The sequence below is a fragment of the Rhizobacter sp. P5_A1 genome (genome assembly GCF_056400745.1).
Map to the genome: position 1 here is coordinate 41,665 of NZ_JBFUKR010000017.1, position 18,301 is coordinate 59,965.

Genomic DNA, 18,301 nt, shown 5'->3' on the forward strand with positions numbered 1-18,301 from the left:
TCACCTTTGACTTCGGCGACCCAGCCTCCAAAGCCAGCAAGCGTCCACCTAAGGTGGCACGGTCCGAAGCCAAGCGACGACGGCGTCCAAGTCCTCGTTTGACATCCCCGCGTAGAAGCCGAACGCCATCGCCGGTTTGAGCTTATGCCCGTCGCGAGAGACGCCGCGCGTAATCGCCGTCTTGATTTCCGCGTCCGACCAGGCGCCGATGCCCTTCACCGGGTCGGAGGTGATGTTGCTCGCGACCCATTCCTTCAGGTCCGGCGGATAGCCATGGACTGCGTCAGACGTGTACGCCCTGCCGCCCTTGCCCAGCGCTTGGATGTGGTCCGACACCGGCCCCTTTCGGCCGGAGTGGCACTCCATGCAATGAGAAATGGTCGTGAGGTAGAGTCCTCTCGTAACGGGGCTGCGCATCTCCTCGGCCGTATAGCTGCGCTCAGCGCCGGGATACGGCGCCACTGCCGGGGCAGCAGCCTTGTACAGGGGCAGCGGCACCTTGTTCTTCACCGCCGGGACCGACTTCAAGTACGCGACGACGGCGTCCATGTCGCCGTCCGTCAGCACCTTGTAGTAGCTCGAGTACATGACGGGGGCGAGCGGCACGTTGGCAAGCTGGCCATGGGCGGGTCGAACGCCTTTGCGAATGGCCTGCTTGATGTCCTCGTCGCTCCAGCTGCCGATGCCGGTCTCGACATCGGGAGTGATGTTGGGCGCGTAGACGTCGAACGCAGGGATGGTGACCCATATGCCCCCGCCTGCAAGTCGCCTCGTTAAGTCGGGACTGCCGGAACTGTCCTTGGGCGTGTGGCAGTTGCCGCAAGCCCCTACGGCGTTGACGATGTACGAGCCGCGCGCGATCAGTTGCGATGACGCGTCCGTTTTTGGCGGTGCCTGCCCGCAGCCGCTGACCAGAAGGGTCAGGCAGCCCGCCACCAGCGTCCATCGGGAGTGTCGCCCGCCGGTGTCGGCGACCGCAGGTGCGGGTACTGCAGACAATGCATTCATCGCCGTTCCCCTTGCCGCCCAATAGCCGAGCGGCGCAGGGAGGTTGGCAGGCGATTCGGTCGCCGTCAAGGCATTTCGCGCCGTGCGCGGCTGATGCGCCAAGCAGACAGCATGTTGTGACTGCGTGAATAACCGGCTGCTTTGCGGCAACCTGTTCGGTCCGTCGAAGGTCAACTGTGGGTCGCGTCCGGGTATGGCGCTCACATCGGCGCGCGCACGCTTCACATCGCACAGCCGTCGTTAAGGTTCGAACGTCGGCGATGCGCCGGTGAGCTGACCCTCCGAGGAGACCGATGTCCGGCAAGTCGCGGCCAACTGCAGCCATTGGCGGCAGGCAGCTTCGCGGCAGCTCACCCGAGTTGGCAGGTCGCCCTGCCGGCACTGCACGAGACCAGTGTCTGAGGGATCAGGATTTTTCCGTTGGGGCCAACCTGTCAGCGCGCGCGGTCTGACTCTTCGCCACCTTTTTCGCGGGCTTCTCGCTGAGCGACCGAAGGACTCGGTCGAGGTTGTTCTGCATCAGGGAATCACTCTCGTTCTCACGCAATACGCGAAGAGTCGCCACGCCGACGCGGCGAGCCAGAACCCTCAGGCCTGCTTCGGCCGCCTGTCGCTCGGTTGGCTCCTGCGCGCTCAACGCGTCTCGCAACAGCGGTGCCACGACCTTTAGGCCAGTCGCGCCGAGCGCAAGGAGTGCATGACTTCGCGCATAGAAGTCTTCGCCTGCGAGTGCAAGCTCCGCCAGCAGCTCGAGGTTCTCCGGCGTCGGTGCGGTGCCCAACAGCGCGATCGCGCTGCTTCGAATCATCGGCGCGTGATTCGCTAGAGCGCCCTCCGTGGCGATCTGTCGCAACAGGCCCATGTCGCGCGCGCTCAACTTCGGCGCTGCACCGTCGGGGTCATGGCGCAACAACACGCGCTGCAAACGCTCGCGGGCACGGATGTTGGCGAACAGATCACCCCGCTGGGCGACCGATGTTCGTCGGTTCCCTCCCGCGACGCTGGCGACGGGCTCATTCAACCGAAACGGGTCTCCCGGGACAGTCTTGCGTTTGGTAACCATGTCAGTCGTGCCTCTTGAGCGAATTGGGTCAGCCGATCGAGACCCAACCGTGTCGGATCATCGTTCGGTACTGGTCGTACGACAGGACCGTGTCGGTCGTTCCGCTGCTGGGCAACATCAGGTTGCCTGCATCGTTGGTGTGCTGTAGGCCGAGATAGTGGCCCAGCTCATGTGCCATGAGCATGCCCAGATACTCCACGTGCAGCCGTCGCGCACCGCCGGCGTCGACATAGCCGGACTTGTTTTGCACCGTGCCGCTGCTGCGTCCACCGTGAGAAGTCGGCCCAGGAATGTCTCCATCCAGTCCATCGTATTGGCCATCCAGCAAGAGCTGGTTCACAACGAAGGCATCGATGTTGTTGTTGGTGTTCGGCCCAGACCATTGCTCCCAAAGATCACGCGCCTCGCCCTCCGAGGTGATCGACTCAAAGCCGCCGACGCGCGCCTGTTCGATGCCACGGTTGTCAATGCTGAACGTCAGGTCGCGGCGCTCGTAGATCGTGCGTGTGACCGCTGCGGCGGCATTCAAATCGACGTTCTCCTGGTCCACGAAGTCTTCAAAGGCGACCTGAGTCACGTTTACGCCGAACTGGAACATCGTCCGAGCCGTGATCGATCCAGATACGGGGACATTCGGAGCCTTGACCATGATGATCTCGATCGTCATGTCCTCGCGTCCGTCGAACTTGCTGAACACGCCGCTGCCTTGAGGCGAGTGAAAGCCGATTGAACCTCCCCAAGTACCGAACGCCGGAACGGAAATGGATCCGCCGAACGACCCGGTCCCCTGCTCGACGAGTGAGCCACCGATTCCCCCGTCCCAGAACTTCCATGTGAATTGGGAAGACACGCCGACCGCGGTGGCGTCGCCGTTGATCAACGTGACGCCGATGCCGGTATCAAAGGCGTTGCCGTTGCGAACACCCCGGGCGCTGAAGGAACCCGTCACGAAACTGCCGGCCGGCGACAGGGACACAGTGAACGGATTTGACGGCAAGACAACGCAGGTAACCCGGAACTCCGCCTGCGCGCCATGTCGCGTCGACAGTGCCGCACGGAACACGGCCGGGCCCGGTGGAAGCGTGTGGGCCCGGTCGAACCGCAGGTCAACGTATCCCGCATTCTGGTTCGCACGGGTGATCTTTTGCTCGATCACGAATGGCTTTCCGGCCCATTCGACCGCCACACGTGCGAGCACCGGCGGTGCGCCGGGGACTGAAGCGAAATCCATCCGGAGCGTGAAGGGCCGGTGGCTCATGATCCTCCCGCCTGCTGGCGAAACGTCGGTGATCACGGCGAGGGTGTCTCCTTCGAGCAGGCTGCGGCGGCGAATGCGTTCGACATCGGCTCGCACGGCGCCCTCTATCGCGAACAGATCGGTGTACTTGTCCAGCGCAAGGGTCTGTCGGGCCGTGACGATCCTCTCCGCCAGCTGAGCCGAAATGCCCAACGTCTTGGCAATCAACCTCGCGTTCGCAGTGGCCAATCTGACAATCTCTTGAGGCTCGTTGTCGAGTGGGCTGTAGCGGTTGAGCGGTCGCTGCGGAACCGGTTGGGATAGCTCGGCGATTGTTGCCACTCGTACGCCCCTGTCAAAAAAGGTCGAGTGCCCCGCTTAGCGCTAGTGTGGGCACATTCGGGAAGAACATCCCGCATGATGGACTGACTTCAGGACAGACTGCGGGAGCCAGTTCGCCGACGCGGGATTGAGATCATTCTCAGGCTCCAGCACCTTCGAGTTCACCCGCAATGTTGTGGACAACGAGGCTTGGCTCCAGCGGGCCAGCGTGCGCACTCGCACGATGCTGAAGCAAGTTGGATGGATTGTCTGCTTCGCGGCGACGGAACTGGCCGCCTGACGGTCGCCTGTGGGTCGACTCGCGCCGGGCCGCCAGGTCTCACTGGCTGGTGCTCATACCAGAGCGGTCATCGGTCGTCGAATGTCGGCGACACGGCGGTGAGGTGCCACTGGAGCTGTCCGATGGTCGGCTCCGGACGGCCATTTGCGGTCGCTCGCCCATCAAGAAAATCGCGTCGCCAACGACCGGTTCGAAAGTACGGCCGACGTAGCTCGTTGACTGAGCGTGGTGACGACTTCTCCAAAGCTGTCGTTCGTTGCCCCGCGATGCCGGGCGGCATCAAGGGCCAACTGTATGTCTGCTGGTCAAGGCATCGAACTGGCACTGCCGACCCTCAACTGCCGTTCGGGCCTCTGCGATCAAAGCCGCCAATGCAGCCAGGTGCTCACCACTGGGCAGTTAGAACAACCGCGCAACGTGGGCTTCGTGCGAGACTTCGTCCTGGTGCAGACAGCCAAACGATCCACTGACGATCCCACAATCATTGCTGCTGCCTGCGAATGAGGTGGTCGAATGACATGCCCAACTCGAAGACTATTGCTCGCCGCATGTGTGAGTGCATGCGCAGTGCCGTACGTTCGGGCGGATGGCCCGATGCGTCGCATTGCTGTACTGACCATCCTTCCGCAGGCGGGGTCAAAGCCGTACTTGGACGCGCTCTACGAGGGTTTGAGTGAACTTGGTTGGGTTGAGGGTCGAAACCTGATCGTCGATGTCCGCTATTCCGATGGAGAGGCCGCTCGAATTCGGACGCTCACAACCGAGCTGCTGGTGTTCAAGCCCGATGTTTTCTTCTCTGCTACCGACGTCGCATCGATGGCCGCAGCGCGATCTGCCGATCCACCGCCGATCGTCTTTGCAGTTGGCAACGATCCAGTGGGCAGCGGTTTGGTGAGGTCTCTCGCACACCCGGGCATCAGAGCCACGGGATTTTCAATCCAAACGTACGAACTCTCGTCAAAGCGCCTGGCACTACTCAAGGAGGCGATCCCGAGTCTGAGGAAGGTGGGCGTGCTCGTGTATCAGGAAGGTCAGCCCGGGACGCAAATTGCGCTATCGCAATATTCCACGGCCGCAGAGACGTTAGGGATCGGGTTGCTTCAGTTCAGGGTCGATACGCCCGAGGAACTCGAATTGGCGTTTGAGAACATGGCCAAGCAAGGCGTTCATTGGTTTCTTATGGTCGCGAACGCCTGGTTCATTCAGGGCCCAAGGCTGCAGCAACTCGAATCTCTGGCGTTGAAATACCGCTCAGCGACTTGCGCCTTCGCCACTCTTTTCGCTGATGCCGGCCAGCTCATGAGCTATAGCACGGACTACTTCGCCTTGTTTCGTCGCTCGGCTGGGCTAGTCGACCGCATCCTCAAGGGAGCAGATCCGGCCAACATCCCCGTCGAGCAGGCGAATGTCTATGAGTTGGTGCTCAACCAACGCACGGCTCGTGCCATCGGCGTGACGCTCCCGAATTCGCTGCTGGTGCAGGCGACTAGGGTGATCGAGTGATTCGCGCACGGTTACAGGAGTACCTGAAGATGCTTATTGGATCGGACGTCAGCTTCATGCTGCCACTTTGGCATCGATCTCCAATGTCCGGGATCAGTGCCATACGTTCGCAGAGCTCCAATGTCAGCAGATGGCCGGGACTGTGAATACGTGGCCGCACCAGGAAGCCGCCCGTCGACATGGTGGCCCGACCACCCGATCGGACGCGTGGACATGCAGGCGCGGTACCTTCGCCAGAAGGTCGGGCCGTCCGGAGAGGCGCCTCTGCCCAACGGCCGGACGGCCCGCCCCGGCGATCAGATCTCAGTTTGCTCCGAGATCTCCAGGGCGTCGTCTACCTCGATGCCGAGGTGGCGCACGGTCGACTCCAACTTGGAGTGGCCAAGCAGCAACTGGACGGCACGCAGGTTCTTCGTGCGCCGGTAGATCAACGTCGCCTTGGTCCGCCGCATCGAGTGTGTCCCGTAGTCTGCCGGGTCAAGACCAAGTTCCTCGAACGAACACGTGTGCGAATGCCGTGTGAAAAAGTACCTTCAGGTCGGGCGCGACCTGCCGACTGGTACTTCACCATGCAGAAATTTCGAGAGAGTTCTAGCGCGCTTGCAGACCCGGCTCAGGTGCCCCTGACTCTGGAAGAGATCAGACGACTCTACTTGGCCAACCGGGTGGCGGAAGCAAAGCATGCTGGCACAGCACTGCTGGTGCGAAGCGACGCGCTGCCGATCGCGTCTCGGATCGACCTATTTCTTCTGCTCGCGCAACTTGAGCGAAACCAGGCCTCGTTCGACGAAGCGCTTCGCTACGTCCTTTGCGCCCTTCAGTGCGCCGAGGACATCGGAGACATCCGTCGGCAGGCGAGGGCGCGCACCGGACACGCCAAGATACTCGGCCGCCTTGGTCTCACCGCCGAGGCGATGGCCGAAAGCTATGCAGCGGTCCGCCTGGCGGGCACTGACCCAGACACGTTGGCGCGAGCGCTGTCTCCGCTGGGAGAGGCGCAGATAGCACTCGGCACCCTGGAAGCGGCCTCGCAGACCTACCAGAAGATGCTGGCCATGGCGCAAGAGGCTGGAGACCCCGAGTTGCTGGCGTTGGCCAACCGCGGGCTTTGTTGCCTCTGCCTCATGCAACACCAAATTGCCCGAGAGGAATGCGCCAGTGGCGGCGTTGTCGATGCAACGCTCTTGCCCCGGGCAATGCTGCACGCCGCGGACTCAGAGGAACAGTCCCAAGCGGCCGGATGCATTCATGGAGTGCACCTCGGCCGATATCTTCAGGCCGGCGCGCTGATCGAGTCCCGCGATCTCGCGGCGGCGCGCCGAAAACTCGAAGACATGCTCCTGTCCTTGGGGGAACAGCGGTCGCTGTATCGCGCACTCGCCCTCAAGAAGCTCGGGGACCTGGAGTTGCTGGAGCGCAAACATCAACGATCGAAATCGCTCATTGAGGAGGCGTTGGTCGTCTTCGAATCCACGGGGGACGAGCGACAGGCTGCGGACTGCTGCTTGGCCCTGTGCGAACTGTTCGAAGCGCTGGGTGACTTCAAGCCCGCACTCGCCTGGCATCGGCGCTACTTTCGGAGCTTTGAGCGCTTCTCGGCCGAGTCCTCCCGCGTCCATGCCGCGGCGATGTCCATCCGGGAGGAGGTAGACCAGGCCAGAGCGTCTGCCGAGGCGGAGAAGGCTCGCGCGAATAGGCTCGAAAGCAACAACAAGGATTTGGCCCTCGAAGCTGAGCAGTCGATGCGAACCGCTTACGAGGATGGCTTGACCGGTATCGGGAACCGCCGGAGGTTCGACAAGGAACTGCGCTCTGTCACGGCCGACCGCCGAAACCGACAGCGTTGCTGCATCGCATTGCTCGACGTGGATCACTTCAAGCGGGTCAACGACCACTTCTCGCACCTTGTTGGCGATGAAGTGTTGCGTCGACTGGCCGGTCTGTTGACGCAGAACGCACGTGCGGGCGACATCGTCACGCGCTACGGTGGCGAAGAGTTTGCTGTCATTCTGCATGGGCTTGACGCCGAGCAAGCGGTGGATGCCTGCGAGCGAATGCGTCTGGCCGTCGAGACAGCGGACTGGTCGACCATACATCCCGACCTTCGGGTCACCGTGAGTATCGGCATTGCGCAATTTGACGAGGCGGGCGACGGCGATTCGGGAATTCTGGCAATGGTCGACCAGCGCCTGTATGAAGCCAAAAGGCGTGGGCGAAACCAAGTGGTCGGGCCGGTTGCTCATGGTCTTGGATAGTTCACTCGGAAAGTGCACGCGATAGCGCGATAGATCGCAAGCGCTCAGTCCACAAGCACCGTGGCGTTTGCCATCGCAATGTTCAGCGAAGACTGCCTTTGCTAGGCTACGCGGATGGGCATGGTGGTCTCCTGCGGTGCCAGAAGTAGCGAAGTAGCGGCGGTGCCAGTGCGTTCTGGATGGCGTGCGACTCGCGACCGGCGTGATGTGTCTGGAGGTAGTGGCGCTTCAGAACGATGACGAGCGACATCGGCGAAGGCTTGAAGCAGGCACCCGGCTAAGACAGCGGTCGGCTATGAGCCGGCGTTCGCGACCGTCCGCTACCGGGCGTCTCGCCTTGCGACTTCGCCGAGCGCTCAAGGCAAGCCCGCTCGTTCCCAATCGGGCAATAGCTTGTCGTAGAAGAACGAGACGTAGGCGGCAGGGCTGTTCGGCCTCGGCTTGTTGATCCGTGGGCCCCCAACCCCCGCGACCTCGGCCCGCCTCCGATACTGTTCGGCAAACGTCCCTGACTTCGCAACATCGCCTGTGTTGGCGTACGCCATGGCCAGGTTCGAGAAGATGTCTAGGTTCTCGAAGTTCAAATCGAGAGCCTTCAGGAGCCAGTCGATGGCAGCGTCGTTCTCGCCAAGGGCGAAGTTTGCCGCACCCAGCGCGGCAAACAGATGGGCACTCCCTTTCGGATCCAAGTCCAATGACCTCTCTAACAGGGGAATTGCCCGAGCCGGCTCGCCCATGTACAAGTGGAACACCGCAAGGTTGAGGTAAGCACCCGGGCTCTTTGGGTTCATACGCAACGGCGCCTCCCAAGCGTTTCTGGCCGCTCCGAAGTCGTTGACATGCTGGGCATACAAAGCGATCGCGACGTGCACGCGGTCGTTCCTAGGATCGACGGCCTTGACGGCGAGGGCAAAGTCTCGTGCTTCTGTGAGCTTTTGAGTCTGGGCCGGGTCCGTGTACTCCAACCAATCTGCATGGACGGCGAGGACCGCTGCTAGGCCCGCCATGGCAGACAGATTGGCGCTGTCTCTCTGGAGTACCTGGCGGTAGATCGCTTCGATTTCCGCAAAGCGTTCGAGCGATTGAGTCTGAATTCCCAACGCGCGCGCTCGAAGAAGAAGGTCCCCGACCGCAGCATCGGTGACCTGACAATCACTTGCAGGAGCCGCGGCGATCACCATCAGTGGGGCGATGCTGTTGCCGACTCTGGCCGTGACCTGATCCAGAAGCGCGAACAAGTTCTTCAGATCGCCCTCGAAGGTTTCGTTCCAGAGCTGAGAATCCGTTCTCGTGTCTGCCAACTGGGCAGCGACCCTCAAACGCCGTCCGCTCGACATCACACTGCCTTGGAGAACGAAGCGCACGCCGGCCTCGCGTCCTACGGAAGGCAGCGTCAAGGGTCGGTGCTTGTAGGTGAATGCCGTCGCGGCCGGAACCACGAACACGTCTCTTAGACGCGTGAGGTCGGAGGTGATGCTCGTCGTCAGGGCGTCCGCGATATAGCGCTTCGACTCGAGCCCAGTGTGGTTGACGAACGGCAGCACCAAGATCGAGAGGAGGGATGCAGTCGGCGAAGAAGGGGCAGCGGCCCGTCGAGGCTCCGACGCACTGCCAGTCGCCACGCGGTGGGCTGTGACAGGCTCTTCCACATTCTTGAGGTGCTGCTCCCCCAAAGGTTCGAAAGCCGCGCGCAGGGTTCCCCGAACCGCCAAGCGGAGGGATTCGGATGCGACAACAGCGCCGGGCGCTGCGATCGTCTGTAGGCGAGCAGCAATGTTCACTCCGTCACCGTAGATCGAGCCGTCCGGCTTTTCCACCACGTCACCCAGGTGTAGGCCGATCCGGAACCAAAGCTGCCGCTCTGCGATTGCCTGCTCCGCTTTCGCATTCAGGTCCGATTGGATGGCGAGAGCCGCGGACGTCGCGCCCATCGCTGTGTTGAAGACCGCGAGTACGGAGTCGCCCGCGGTGTCGACCACCCGCCCTCCGTGTAAGGCTGTACAACGCCGAAACACCTCGCGGGCCGTATCGAGAGCGCGGATCGTGGCCTGATCGTCGCCGGCCATCAACCGCGAATAGTTCACCGCATCGGCCGCCAGTATGGCCACCAGTCGGGGGAGGAGTTCACCGGGCTCCATGCCCTATTGTGCGCATAGCCGGACGACGCGCGCCCCTTGGCGCAACAATGTGCCGCGGGAAGGCCGGGGCGGCGCGAGCGGATATCTGCTTCGGCAAGCCCGGACGCACGACCTTCAGGCCAACTGTCTGCTTGCGGGCAGCCAACCCGCCGCTGGTCAGTTCCGCTCTGGGTCGCCGTCGGGGAACGTACGGCCAGGCCGACCAATGGCCGCCGGCGAAGACGCAGGCTGCAGCGTTCTACCTGGCCTCGACGAAGAGCGGCACAGCGAGCTCCATCAACGACGGCTCTCTCTCAGAGGTCGCGCCTGGCGTCGACCGGGATGCCACCTCGTGGACCTATCCGCACCCGGCATGGACGGCCGGCGTGACGACCTTCAAGAACGGCATTCCCGATCACACCGCTGGCATCACAACATGGACGAGTACTCCTTTCGAGAAGGAGCGCGAGTTCACCGGCCAGGGAGTCCTCGTTCTGCATGCTTCCTCGGATCAGAAGGACCTGGATGTGGCCACGCGCTCTTGCGGCGTCATCAGTTCGGCGTTCGCGATCGGCGCAACCCGGAATGGCGCATCCGTGGGCACCGTCAGCATCGTGCCCGGTCCGGTCGTCAAATTGATCAGGACGTCGCAGCGCGAATCCCGGATCCGCTGCACGACTTCGTCGTAGTACGCGAACTTGGTCGAGGGCTTGCCGGACTCCGGATCGCGCACGTGGATGTGAACGATGGACGCCCCGACGCGCGCGGCATCGATGGCCTGATCCGCGATCTCGCGCGGGGTGACGGGGCCCCCCCGGGGTTCTTCGGCCGGGTGTCGCCCGCCCCAGTAAGGGCGCAGGAAATGATGATGGGAGTTCGCTTGTTCATGGGGTGCTGGCTTATGGTTTGCGACGGGTTGCACGAGTCATCGGGATGCGTCCGGAAGAGGCACGCCTTGTACGCCGGGTTCGCGAGCCGGCGCCCCGGTGGGCAGGAGGAAGCACGCCAGTGCAGGCAGGAGTACCAGCGCGCCCAGCATGTTTCAAAGGAACATGAATGCGAGCAGGATGCCCATGTCGGCCTGGAACTTGATCGGGCTGGCGACCCACGTGACAACTCCGATGGCCAGAGTCAGGTCGGTCAACATCACCACCTTGCCCGTGAAGCTCAGGGCGTGGAAGTAGGCCTCCGACAGCGACTTGCCCAGCCGTAGCTGCGCGAGCGTGACAGACAGGATGTACAGCGCGTAGTCGACGGGGGGCTGTCGCGGACAGGGGTTCTGTGTCTGGGTTCGTCGAGGGCCGGCTATTTTGACGATGAGGGCTACGTCACCTCAAGGTCGTTGCCCGAGGCGTGGCCATGGAATTGCATGAGTGGTGGCTTCAGCGCCTGCGTGACGACCTGGTCGCGGCCACGGGCATCACATCGATGGACCTCGTGCTGCTGAACCATGAATCGCTCGGCAACACGACCAAGACGATAGCCCGTCTTCTTGGACTGTCGACCGGTTCGGTCGACTCGAGGTTCCAGCGTCTGAACACCAAGCTCGGCGTAGCGAACCGCAAGGCAGCAGCGCACTTGGCGACCGAGTATGGGCTGATTTGACGCGGCAAGAACGCCAAGATCCTGCGTGGGCGAGTCGTGAGCCGACCGACTCCGAGCGGCTCTGCGCTGGCCCGTCCGCCGGCGATCATCGGGTCCTCGTCGGCAACATCAAGACGCCTGCCGTGTTTCGTGCCGTCTGTGCATGAAGCATCGTGCGGGGTCAGTGGCTGCGGGCGGGAAGGAGCAAATTCTGAAGGCGCGGTAGGCCGCACAGCAGCCGGCCGATGACCGCTAGCTAGTTGTACTTCGGCTCTAGACTGGCTGCAGCCGTTCGACTTTGGCCTGCCGAATGACGGCTACTGCCGAAAGCTGCTGATGGCGGATTTCGCCGGCGGTGGCCGGTTGACCTTGGAATCTGACGCTCACCGGCCGATGCGGCTTGAACCAGGCGCATAGGGACGAACTCAAGCGCGCTGAGATGCTGCGCACACGGCGGGTCGTGACCATGCTGCTGACTGCCCATGGCAGCACTGAGTGCGCGCCTTTACCAAGTTGGGATCATCGCCTGAGAGGGTAGGGTGGTATCGACGAGGCTCGTGCTTCGGGTCGCCGCTCTCGTTGCTGGGCGCGCGGAAGTGAAGCGTTCTTGGCGACAGCGAACGCATCGTGGCGCACGCGGCACCCCTGATGAAGTCGATTGCACTCGGTGGACACCGGTGCTTCAATGGTCCACTTGTCGTTCCACCGCACAGGAGGCGCACATGGCATACGAAGCCCGCTATGTCTTCAGACCCAACCCCGGCGCCGACATGGCTGCAGTGATGAAGGCGATGGAGGAAGGGGCCGCGCTTTGGCGCAAGCATGGTGCACCGAGCCCGAGGCTGTGGACCGTCACCGCCGGAGAGCTCGGTAACTACGTGCTCGTCGTGCAGTTCGAGAACGCGGTCGAATACGCCAAAGTAGTCGACCCATTGTCCGCCGATCCGAAATTCCGCCGCTGGCAGGCTCGCAACGTCGCGGCGGGCCAGATCACCTGGGTGCGAAGCAACCTGGCGCGCGAACTGGCGCTGCCCGGCTGATGTCAAAGCATCACAGCGACCGACCTCGGCACCCGCCGCCGCCAAGTCGCGCAGCAGCCGTGCCGTGCCCTTGCCGAGCGGGTCCATGCGCATCGAGCACGGTCCCATCCAATGGCTCATAGTGCAGAAAGTTGATCGCGGCGACTGAGGCCGACTCTTAAGCCGCCGCTTATCGCCAGTGCAATTTGTCCCGGTCCGGCTGTCAGCGCTTCGCACGCCCGGGCCGCATTGCAAGCCCTGGAGGGGAGTCCCGCAGTGAGGTGCCGCTTGTGGAGCGCCCGGACACAAGGCCCTCGCGGGTGACGTTGACTTCGTTCGCTGCCAACGCCAGGTCCCCCTCGGAACTTGACGTTGCAGATGGCTGCCGATCGAATGACCGCTTGTCAGATCATCGAACTCACGGTGCCCAAACCTGCCAGCCGGGTTGCTCCAAAGCAGCCAGACGGCGAGCCATCGCTTCTCTTGTTTTACTTCTACGAAGCGGCCGTTCGTGGTCTCACACACCCGGCCACAAGGAGTCGGTCGAAACGGTCAGCTATCGGAGTTGCGCATTTGGCAATACTTATCAATGCACTGGTGCGCTATTGAATCACCTCGTCCGCCCGCAGCAGGATTGATTGAGGAATGGTCAGTCCTAGTGCCTTGGCAGTCTTGAGGTTGATCACCAGCTCGAACTTCGTCGGCCGTTCGACTGGAAGGTCGGCGGGCTTTGCACCTTTGAGGATTTTGTCAACGAATTTCGCTGCGTAGCGGTACTCCGCAGCCACATCGGTACCGAAGCTAAACAACCCGCCCGCATCGACGAATCCGCGGTACGGGTACGCCACAGGCAAGCCGATTGTCTGCATGAACTGCAGCAGCCGCGAGCCCTCGGAAGTAAACATTCCATCTGACTGGACTGCGACTGCCTGCGATTGCTGCCGGACAATTTGCTCGACCGCCGCGGCAAATTGGTCTGGCGCATTGGCGACAACGCGAACAGGAACCAGATTCAACGCGGCGCAGGCCCGCTGCGCTTCGGTCCATCTTGCAAAGCTTCCCGCATTCGTTTCGTTGAGAAGAAACGCGATGCGCTTTGCGCCCGGAGCAATCCCATGCAGGATCTCGATTTGTTTGACCCAAACATCATCGTATTGGCTCGCAAGACCGGTGATGTTCGCGCCAGGCCTGGCCAGGCTTTGGACAAGGCCGCCGCTTACAGGATTCGGGACTTCCAACATGACGATTGGTATCGTCTTCGTTGCTCGCTGCGCGGCGCGCGTACCGTCCGTGCCGAGGACCACGAGCACATGGACGCTCTGCGCGATCAACTCGGCGATCAAAGCGTCATTGCGGGCCGCAACGCCGTCGGTATAGGCGAATCGATACTCGATGTCCCTTCCCTCTTGCCAGCCGAGTTCACCCATACCCTGCTTCAGCGCAGCAAAGAATGGCACCCCCGCCGCTTCCGTTATACCCTGCACGCCGACCCGACGAAGACCATTCTCTGCCTCGGCACGACCGCGCATGCCCGCCAGGATCAAACCGAGTCCCCCGGCCAGCGAAACGCTTCGTCGCGCAATCATCCGGTCACCTCGTGGGCAATCTATTGTCTGACGATTGTGCACCCGGGTCGGCTTCCATCCTTGACCGGATGGGGGCGTGCGGATCTGCATCTCGATTGGCTTTTGAAATTCTGCGAAATCGCCGTGGCACGCGACCCTTTGGTAAAGCGCATGTTAGGAACGGCGCGCACTTTGCGGGTACTTAGCCGACCTGCGAGCGTCGGCTGTCGGGCGCTGATTTCGTGACGGCGTCGGACGACATTGGGTCGGATCCGTGAGTTCGTCGCCGTGACCAGCAGTCGTTCGACTGACTGGCTTGCCGATCGTGACTGCCGGCGCTCGCACAACCGTTGCACCTTCAAACCAGCCAGCGGGCTCAACAGGTGGCCGGCATCTGGATGACCGCGGTGTGGCCGAGACCGTGACTTCAAGATGCCGCGTCACCGACAGCAACCGCTGCAATCCCGACGTCGTTGCTGGTCTTGCATGACGCTTCACAACGGCGGATCAGTCCCGGCCCGCTACTTCAGCTGCACCTTGACGCTGTCGTCGAGCACCGTGATGTCGCCGATTTCGTAGGTCTTGCGACCGAAGCTCAGCTCCTCGGACGTGAACGGCCGGGCCCTGCCCGCCACGAACGGCAGGAAACTGCATCCTCAAAATTGATGGCAGCTTGCCGGCTCCCGACCTGAGCAGGTGAATGGTTCGTCTCGACCCACTGGAGACATACGCTCGCCCATGTCTGGCGCCCCAAACCTGACGTTGAGCGAGCCTCGAAGATGATCCTGGAGAGCTGGAAATGGTGGCGTCCCGCCGAGGGACAGTGGTCCGGCAGAGCGAGATCGGCGCGGAGACTCTGCGTGCCCTGCCCAACAACGAGGGGCTTCGTAGAACTCCTGCGCATGGAGCCAGGAGTCGCCATGCCTTTGCACCGACATAGCGGCGAAATCCATGCGTACAACGTCAGCGGCTCGCGGCAGCTCTGCACCGGAGAGGTGATCGGTCCTGGCGACTACGTCTACGAACCCGCCGGCAATGTGGACTGGTGGCGCGTCATCGACGATGAAACACCGGTCGCTCTGGTGGTCGTGAGGGGCACGGTCGAGTTCCTGGCAGCGGACGGCAGCGTTCGCTCCACCGCTAACGCGCTCACGCAGCGAAAGGAACTCGAGCGCTACTGCCAGAAGCATGAACTGGACATCCCTGACCTGATCGCCTGAAATATCGCTAGGCGTCCAGCGCTCGGCCCATCCCGCGGACCGCACGGGCGATCTGATCGACCTCCACGCATCCGTACCCGATGCACAGGCCGTGCATGCGCGCTTTGGCAATCGCGTATGCCGAGAGCGGCAGTGCCCCAGGTAAATGGTCGAGCGCGGTCCGCAATACGATTCCGGTGGATGAACCCTTGTGAATGCGCGCGCTCAAGTGCAGCCCCGCATTGCCAGGCAGCACCTGCAGCCATTGCCCCAAGCGCTGCTCGATGCCCCGCACCAAGGCCTGCCGGCGTTGTGCATAAATCGGCCGCATTCGGCGGATGTGGCGCGCCAGGTGCCCCTCGGCGATGAAGGCCGCGAGAGCGACTTGCGTGAGGCCGTCGCTGTGCGAATCGGTACTCCGCTTGACGTCGGTCAGTGCCTCGCGTGCCCAAGCCGGCGCCACCAAGAAGCCCTTGCGTAGGGACGGAAACAGGCTCTTGGAGAAGGTCCCGACATAGAAGACCCTCTCGTCACAGTCCAGGGTCTGAAGGGCATCTTGAGGGTGGGCGTCGAACAGGAACTCGCCGTCATAGTCGTCCTCGACCACCACCGCGCCGAGCGCGCGGGCGCGTATCAACAGTTCAGCACGGCGCGCGGCCGACATCACTGCGCCAGTCGGTGATTGATGTGAAGGCGTCACGCAGATCACTTTCACGCCGTTCGGCACGCGATCCACACGCAGGCCTTGATCGTCTACCGGCACGGGCACCAAGAGGGCGCCAGCGGCCGTGAAGGCCGCGCGCGTCGGCGGATAGCCCGGATCCTCGACGGCTACGCGGGTTCGACCCGGCGTGACGAGCAGCCTTGCCAGCACGTCGAACGCCTGCTGCGCTCCCGACGTGACGATCAGGTCATCAGGCCCGCAGACCACCGCGCGCACGAAGGCAACGTGGCCAGCGATCGCCTCGCGCAGAACCGGAAGGCCTGCGGAAGGGCCGTAGTTGAAAGGCAATCGTGCACTTTCGCGCAAGGCCCTCGCGGTCAAACGCCGCCAGACGTCATGGTCGAAATGTCGATCTTCCGGCACGCCGGTCCGAAAGCACCGCGCCGGTATCGGGATCCTGTGGGTGAGGCGTTCCGCGGGTTGCCGCCAGGATTTGGCAATGCGCAGATCGGTCTCTCGCGATGCTTGGGCAACTCCTCCGCGCAGCGCCTTGCGCGGCCCTGCGTCGGCCGGTCCGATGACGACGAGGCGCGTGCCTGGACGCGCAAGGGCGTACCCTTCCGACACGAGCAGATCGTAGGCAGCGATCACCGTGTTGCGGCCGACACCAAGATGGTCCGCCAACCGCCGCGTCGAGGGCAGCACGAAGCGATCGGGCAGGCGGCGCTCGATGATCGCGGCCCGCAGATGACGATGCAGGGCCTTCGTCAAGCCGCCGGCACGGACGCCTGCCAGCGTCAATTCGAACGGTAGAACTGGTTCCATCGATTTGCCCTGAACTGTCCCTTTCGCCAATCCAGATTGTCTCTAAAGTAGGAAGCCATGGCCAGCTACATCTGTGAGACTTGCGGTACCCAGTTCGCCCCCAGCGCGCACCCGCCGACGAATTGCCCCGTGTGCGAGGACGAGAGGCAATACGTGGGCTGGAATGGCCAACGCTGGACGACGCATGAGGCGCTCATCGAGAGCCACGCCTTGCGCTTGGGTGAGGATGCCGGACTGGTCGCGATGGCGATGGCGGGCGAGTTCGGCATCCCGCAGCGCGCGTTGCTGCTCAACACGCGGGCGGGCAACATTCTGTGGGAGTGCCTGAGCCTCGTCACGGATGAGGCCGTGGCACTCTTGCGCGAGCAGGGTGGAGTCGATCGCATCGTGATCTCACACCCGCACTTTTACGCCTCGATGGTGCAATGGAGCGATGCGCTGGGCGGCGTGCCCGTCCTGGTGCACGCCGCCGACAAGGCTTGGGTGCAACGGCCCGCGCGGTGCGTTGAACATTGGCAGGGGGACAGCCTCTCTCTCGGCGAAGACGTGACGCTGATTCGGACCGGAGGTCACTTCCCTGGCAGTACGGCGTTGCACTGGGCAAGCGGCCCGCGCGGACGCGGTGCGCTCTTCGTTGGTGACTCGCCGCAGGTGGCGTCCGACCGGCGCAGCGTGAGCTTCATGTACAGCTACCCGAACTTCATGCCGATGCGGCCGGCCGAGGTGCGTTCGATGCGCGCACGTCTGGCCCCGTTCGACTACGACGACGCGTACGGCTACAACTGGGGCCGCAACATTTTGGGCGCTGCTCGATCGTCGGTCGACGCGTCTTTCGATCGCTATCTTGCGGCCGTCAGCGACGGCGGGTGAGTTGGAGCAATCCACACAATCTTGACATCCTTAAACAAGGCGCAGCATTGAGGTGAACGCGACACTCGCTGACAAGAAGGTGCCCCCTTTGAGCAATCCTGTTGTTGACCGTGTTGCGGTGATCGCCTTCCGCGACGCCTCAGAGTTCGAGGCTTGGCTGGCCAAACATGTCGGGTTGCATGCGGGTGTGTGGTTGAAGATCGCGAAGAAGAGGTCGGGTCTTCCGTCCCTGACCAGCGACGGGGCGGTTGACGTTGGTCTTTGTTTTGGTTGGATATCCGGTCAGCGCAAGCCACTCGATGAGGTTTACTACCTCCAGAAGTACGTGCCCCGGCGGCGCAACAGCCGCTGGTCCCAAGTCAACGTACGCAAGGTTGCGGTGCTGGTCCTGGCCGGCAGAATGCGACCGTCTGGCTTGGCCGAGGTCGCCGCTGCCAAGGCCGACGGGCGGTGGGTCGCTGCCTACGAGTCCCAGCGAAATGCCACGATTCCACCTGATCTTGCCGCCGCCCTTGCGGCGAGCCGGCAAGCAGCACAGGAGTTTGATGCGCTAGGCAAGACGCGGCAATATGAGTTGATCTTGAAGCTTCTCACAGCACGCAACGCAGCGGCCCGTGCCGCCCAGCTTCGCAAGGCAATGACAGCACTTGAAGCACAACGTGCGTCATGAACCCATGCGTCGGCAGCGCCGACGCCGGCGAGGCAGTCGACGATCTGCGCGCGCAGCGCAGCGGGGTAGAAACAAGCCGTCGACGACGGCTTCGCGCACG

15 protein-coding genes and 3 pseudogenes are annotated in these 18,301 nt (G+C 62.7%); 9 read left to right on the forward strand and 9 right to left on the reverse strand.

Annotated features, from left to right (window positions below):
- Nucleotides 1-48: 48 nt before the first annotated feature.
- From AC1DTW_RS18275 to AC1DTW_RS18285, 3 genes are all read right to left on the reverse strand, one after another.
- Nucleotides 49-1,008, reverse strand: coding sequence for a c-type cytochrome (locus AC1DTW_RS18275; RefSeq protein ID WP_477982743.1), 960 nt, complete (start codon nt 1,006-1,008; stop codon nt 49-51).
- Nucleotides 1,009-1,414: 406 nt separating this feature from the next.
- Nucleotides 1,415-2,071, reverse strand: a complete 657-nt coding sequence (locus AC1DTW_RS18280; RefSeq protein ID WP_477982744.1) for a HEAT repeat domain-containing protein — start codon at nt 2,069-2,071, stop codon at nt 1,415-1,417.
- A gap of 28 nt (nt 2,072-2,099) precedes the next feature.
- Entirely contained in the window at nt 2,100-3,650 is a 1,551-nt protein-coding gene (locus AC1DTW_RS18285) for a matrixin family metalloprotease (RefSeq protein ID WP_477982745.1), read from the reverse strand.
- A 574-nt stretch (nt 3,651-4,224) separates the two neighbouring features.
- Here AC1DTW_RS18285 and AC1DTW_RS18290 point away from each other — a divergent pair.
- Together AC1DTW_RS18290 and AC1DTW_RS18295 are read left to right on the forward strand one after the other, a co-directional pair.
- Nucleotides 4,225-4,434 carry a hypothetical protein gene (locus tag AC1DTW_RS18290; protein ID WP_477982746.1) on the forward strand — a complete coding sequence of 70 codons (210 nt, stop codon included), beginning with the start codon at nt 4,225-4,227 and terminating at the stop codon, nt 4,432-4,434.
- Between the two features lie 90 nt (nt 4,435-4,524).
- A complete protein-coding gene (locus AC1DTW_RS18295; RefSeq protein WP_477982747.1) occupies nt 4,525-5,433 on the forward strand; it encodes an ABC transporter substrate-binding protein in 909 nt (302 codons plus the stop codon).
- A 296-nt stretch (nt 5,434-5,729) separates the two neighbouring features.
- Here the strand turns inward: AC1DTW_RS18295 and AC1DTW_RS18300 are convergent.
- Nucleotides 5,730-5,927: pseudogene (locus AC1DTW_RS18300) on the reverse strand (integrase); the annotation flags it as partial.
- 75 nt (nt 5,928-6,002) lie between these two features.
- Here AC1DTW_RS18300 and AC1DTW_RS18305 point away from each other — a divergent pair.
- Nucleotides 6,003-7,688: a GGDEF domain-containing protein gene (locus AC1DTW_RS18305; RefSeq protein ID WP_477982748.1), complete on the forward strand. Its 1,686-nt coding sequence runs from the start codon at nt 6,003-6,005 to the stop codon at nt 7,686-7,688.
- A gap of 356 nt (nt 7,689-8,044) precedes the next feature.
- On the opposite strand, the gene AC1DTW_RS18310 is transcribed toward AC1DTW_RS18305, so the two are convergent.
- Nucleotides 8,045-9,826, reverse strand: coding sequence for an adenylate/guanylate cyclase domain-containing protein (locus AC1DTW_RS18310; RefSeq protein WP_477982749.1), 1,782 nt, complete (start codon nt 9,824-9,826; stop codon nt 8,045-8,047).
- Between the two features lie 47 nt (nt 9,827-9,873).
- Between AC1DTW_RS18310 and AC1DTW_RS18315 the strand changes: the two are divergent.
- A pseudogene (locus tag AC1DTW_RS18315) lies at nt 9,874-10,278 on the forward strand (hypothetical protein); the annotation flags it as partial.
- Between the two features lie 38 nt (nt 10,279-10,316).
- Here the strand turns inward: AC1DTW_RS18315 and AC1DTW_RS18320 are convergent.
- Together AC1DTW_RS18320 and AC1DTW_RS18325 are read right to left on the reverse strand one after the other, a co-directional pair.
- Nucleotides 10,317-10,727 (reverse strand): 3-keto-5-aminohexanoate cleavage protein, encoded by a 411-nt coding sequence (locus AC1DTW_RS18320; protein ID WP_477982750.1) that lies wholly within the window; start codon nt 10,725-10,727, stop codon nt 10,317-10,319.
- A gap of 3 nt (nt 10,728-10,730) precedes the next feature.
- Nucleotides 10,731-11,060 (reverse strand): annotated as a pseudogene (locus tag AC1DTW_RS18325) (MMPL family transporter); the annotation flags it as partial.
- Between the two features lie 104 nt (nt 11,061-11,164).
- Here AC1DTW_RS18325 and AC1DTW_RS18330 point away from each other — a divergent pair.
- Together AC1DTW_RS18330 and AC1DTW_RS18335 are read left to right on the forward strand one after the other, a co-directional pair.
- Nucleotides 11,165-11,410: a LuxR C-terminal-related transcriptional regulator gene (locus AC1DTW_RS18330; protein ID WP_477982820.1), complete on the forward strand. Its 246-nt coding sequence runs from the start codon at nt 11,165-11,167 to the stop codon at nt 11,408-11,410.
- Between the two features lie 701 nt (nt 11,411-12,111).
- Nucleotides 12,112-12,429, forward strand: coding sequence for an NIPSNAP family protein (locus AC1DTW_RS18335; protein WP_477982751.1), 318 nt, complete (start codon nt 12,112-12,114; stop codon nt 12,427-12,429).
- Between the two features lie 581 nt (nt 12,430-13,010).
- On the opposite strand, the gene AC1DTW_RS18340 is transcribed toward AC1DTW_RS18335, so the two are convergent.
- Nucleotides 13,011-13,994 (reverse strand): ABC transporter substrate-binding protein, encoded by a 984-nt coding sequence (locus tag AC1DTW_RS18340; RefSeq protein ID WP_477982752.1) that lies wholly within the window; start codon nt 13,992-13,994, stop codon nt 13,011-13,013.
- 758 nt (nt 13,995-14,752) lie between these two features.
- Between AC1DTW_RS18340 and AC1DTW_RS18345 the strand changes: the two genes are divergently transcribed.
- Nucleotides 14,753-15,193 (forward strand): cupin domain-containing protein, encoded by a 441-nt coding sequence (locus AC1DTW_RS18345; RefSeq protein WP_477982753.1) that lies wholly within the window; start codon nt 14,753-14,755, stop codon nt 15,191-15,193.
- 7 nt (nt 15,194-15,200) lie between these two features.
- Here AC1DTW_RS18345 and pdxR read toward each other — a convergent pair whose 3' ends face one another.
- Complete coding sequence (pdxR, locus tag AC1DTW_RS18350) at nt 15,201-16,661, reverse strand: MocR-like pyridoxine biosynthesis transcription factor PdxR (RefSeq protein ID WP_477982754.1); 1,461 nt, start codon at nt 16,659-16,661, stop codon at nt 15,201-15,203.
- A gap of 57 nt (nt 16,662-16,718) precedes the next feature.
- Between pdxR and AC1DTW_RS18355 the strand changes: the two genes are divergently transcribed.
- The gene (locus AC1DTW_RS18355; RefSeq protein ID WP_477982755.1) at nt 16,719-17,531 is read left to right on the forward strand and encodes a hypothetical protein; all 813 of its coding nucleotides are present in this window, start codon (nt 16,719-16,721) and stop codon (nt 17,529-17,531) included.
- A 52-nt stretch (nt 17,532-17,583) separates the two neighbouring features.
- The gene (locus tag AC1DTW_RS18360) at nt 17,584-18,201 is read left to right on the forward strand and encodes a YdeI/OmpD-associated family protein (protein WP_477982756.1); all 618 of its coding nucleotides are present in this window, start codon (nt 17,584-17,586) and stop codon (nt 18,199-18,201) included.
- Nucleotides 18,202-18,301 lie beyond the last annotated feature (100 nt).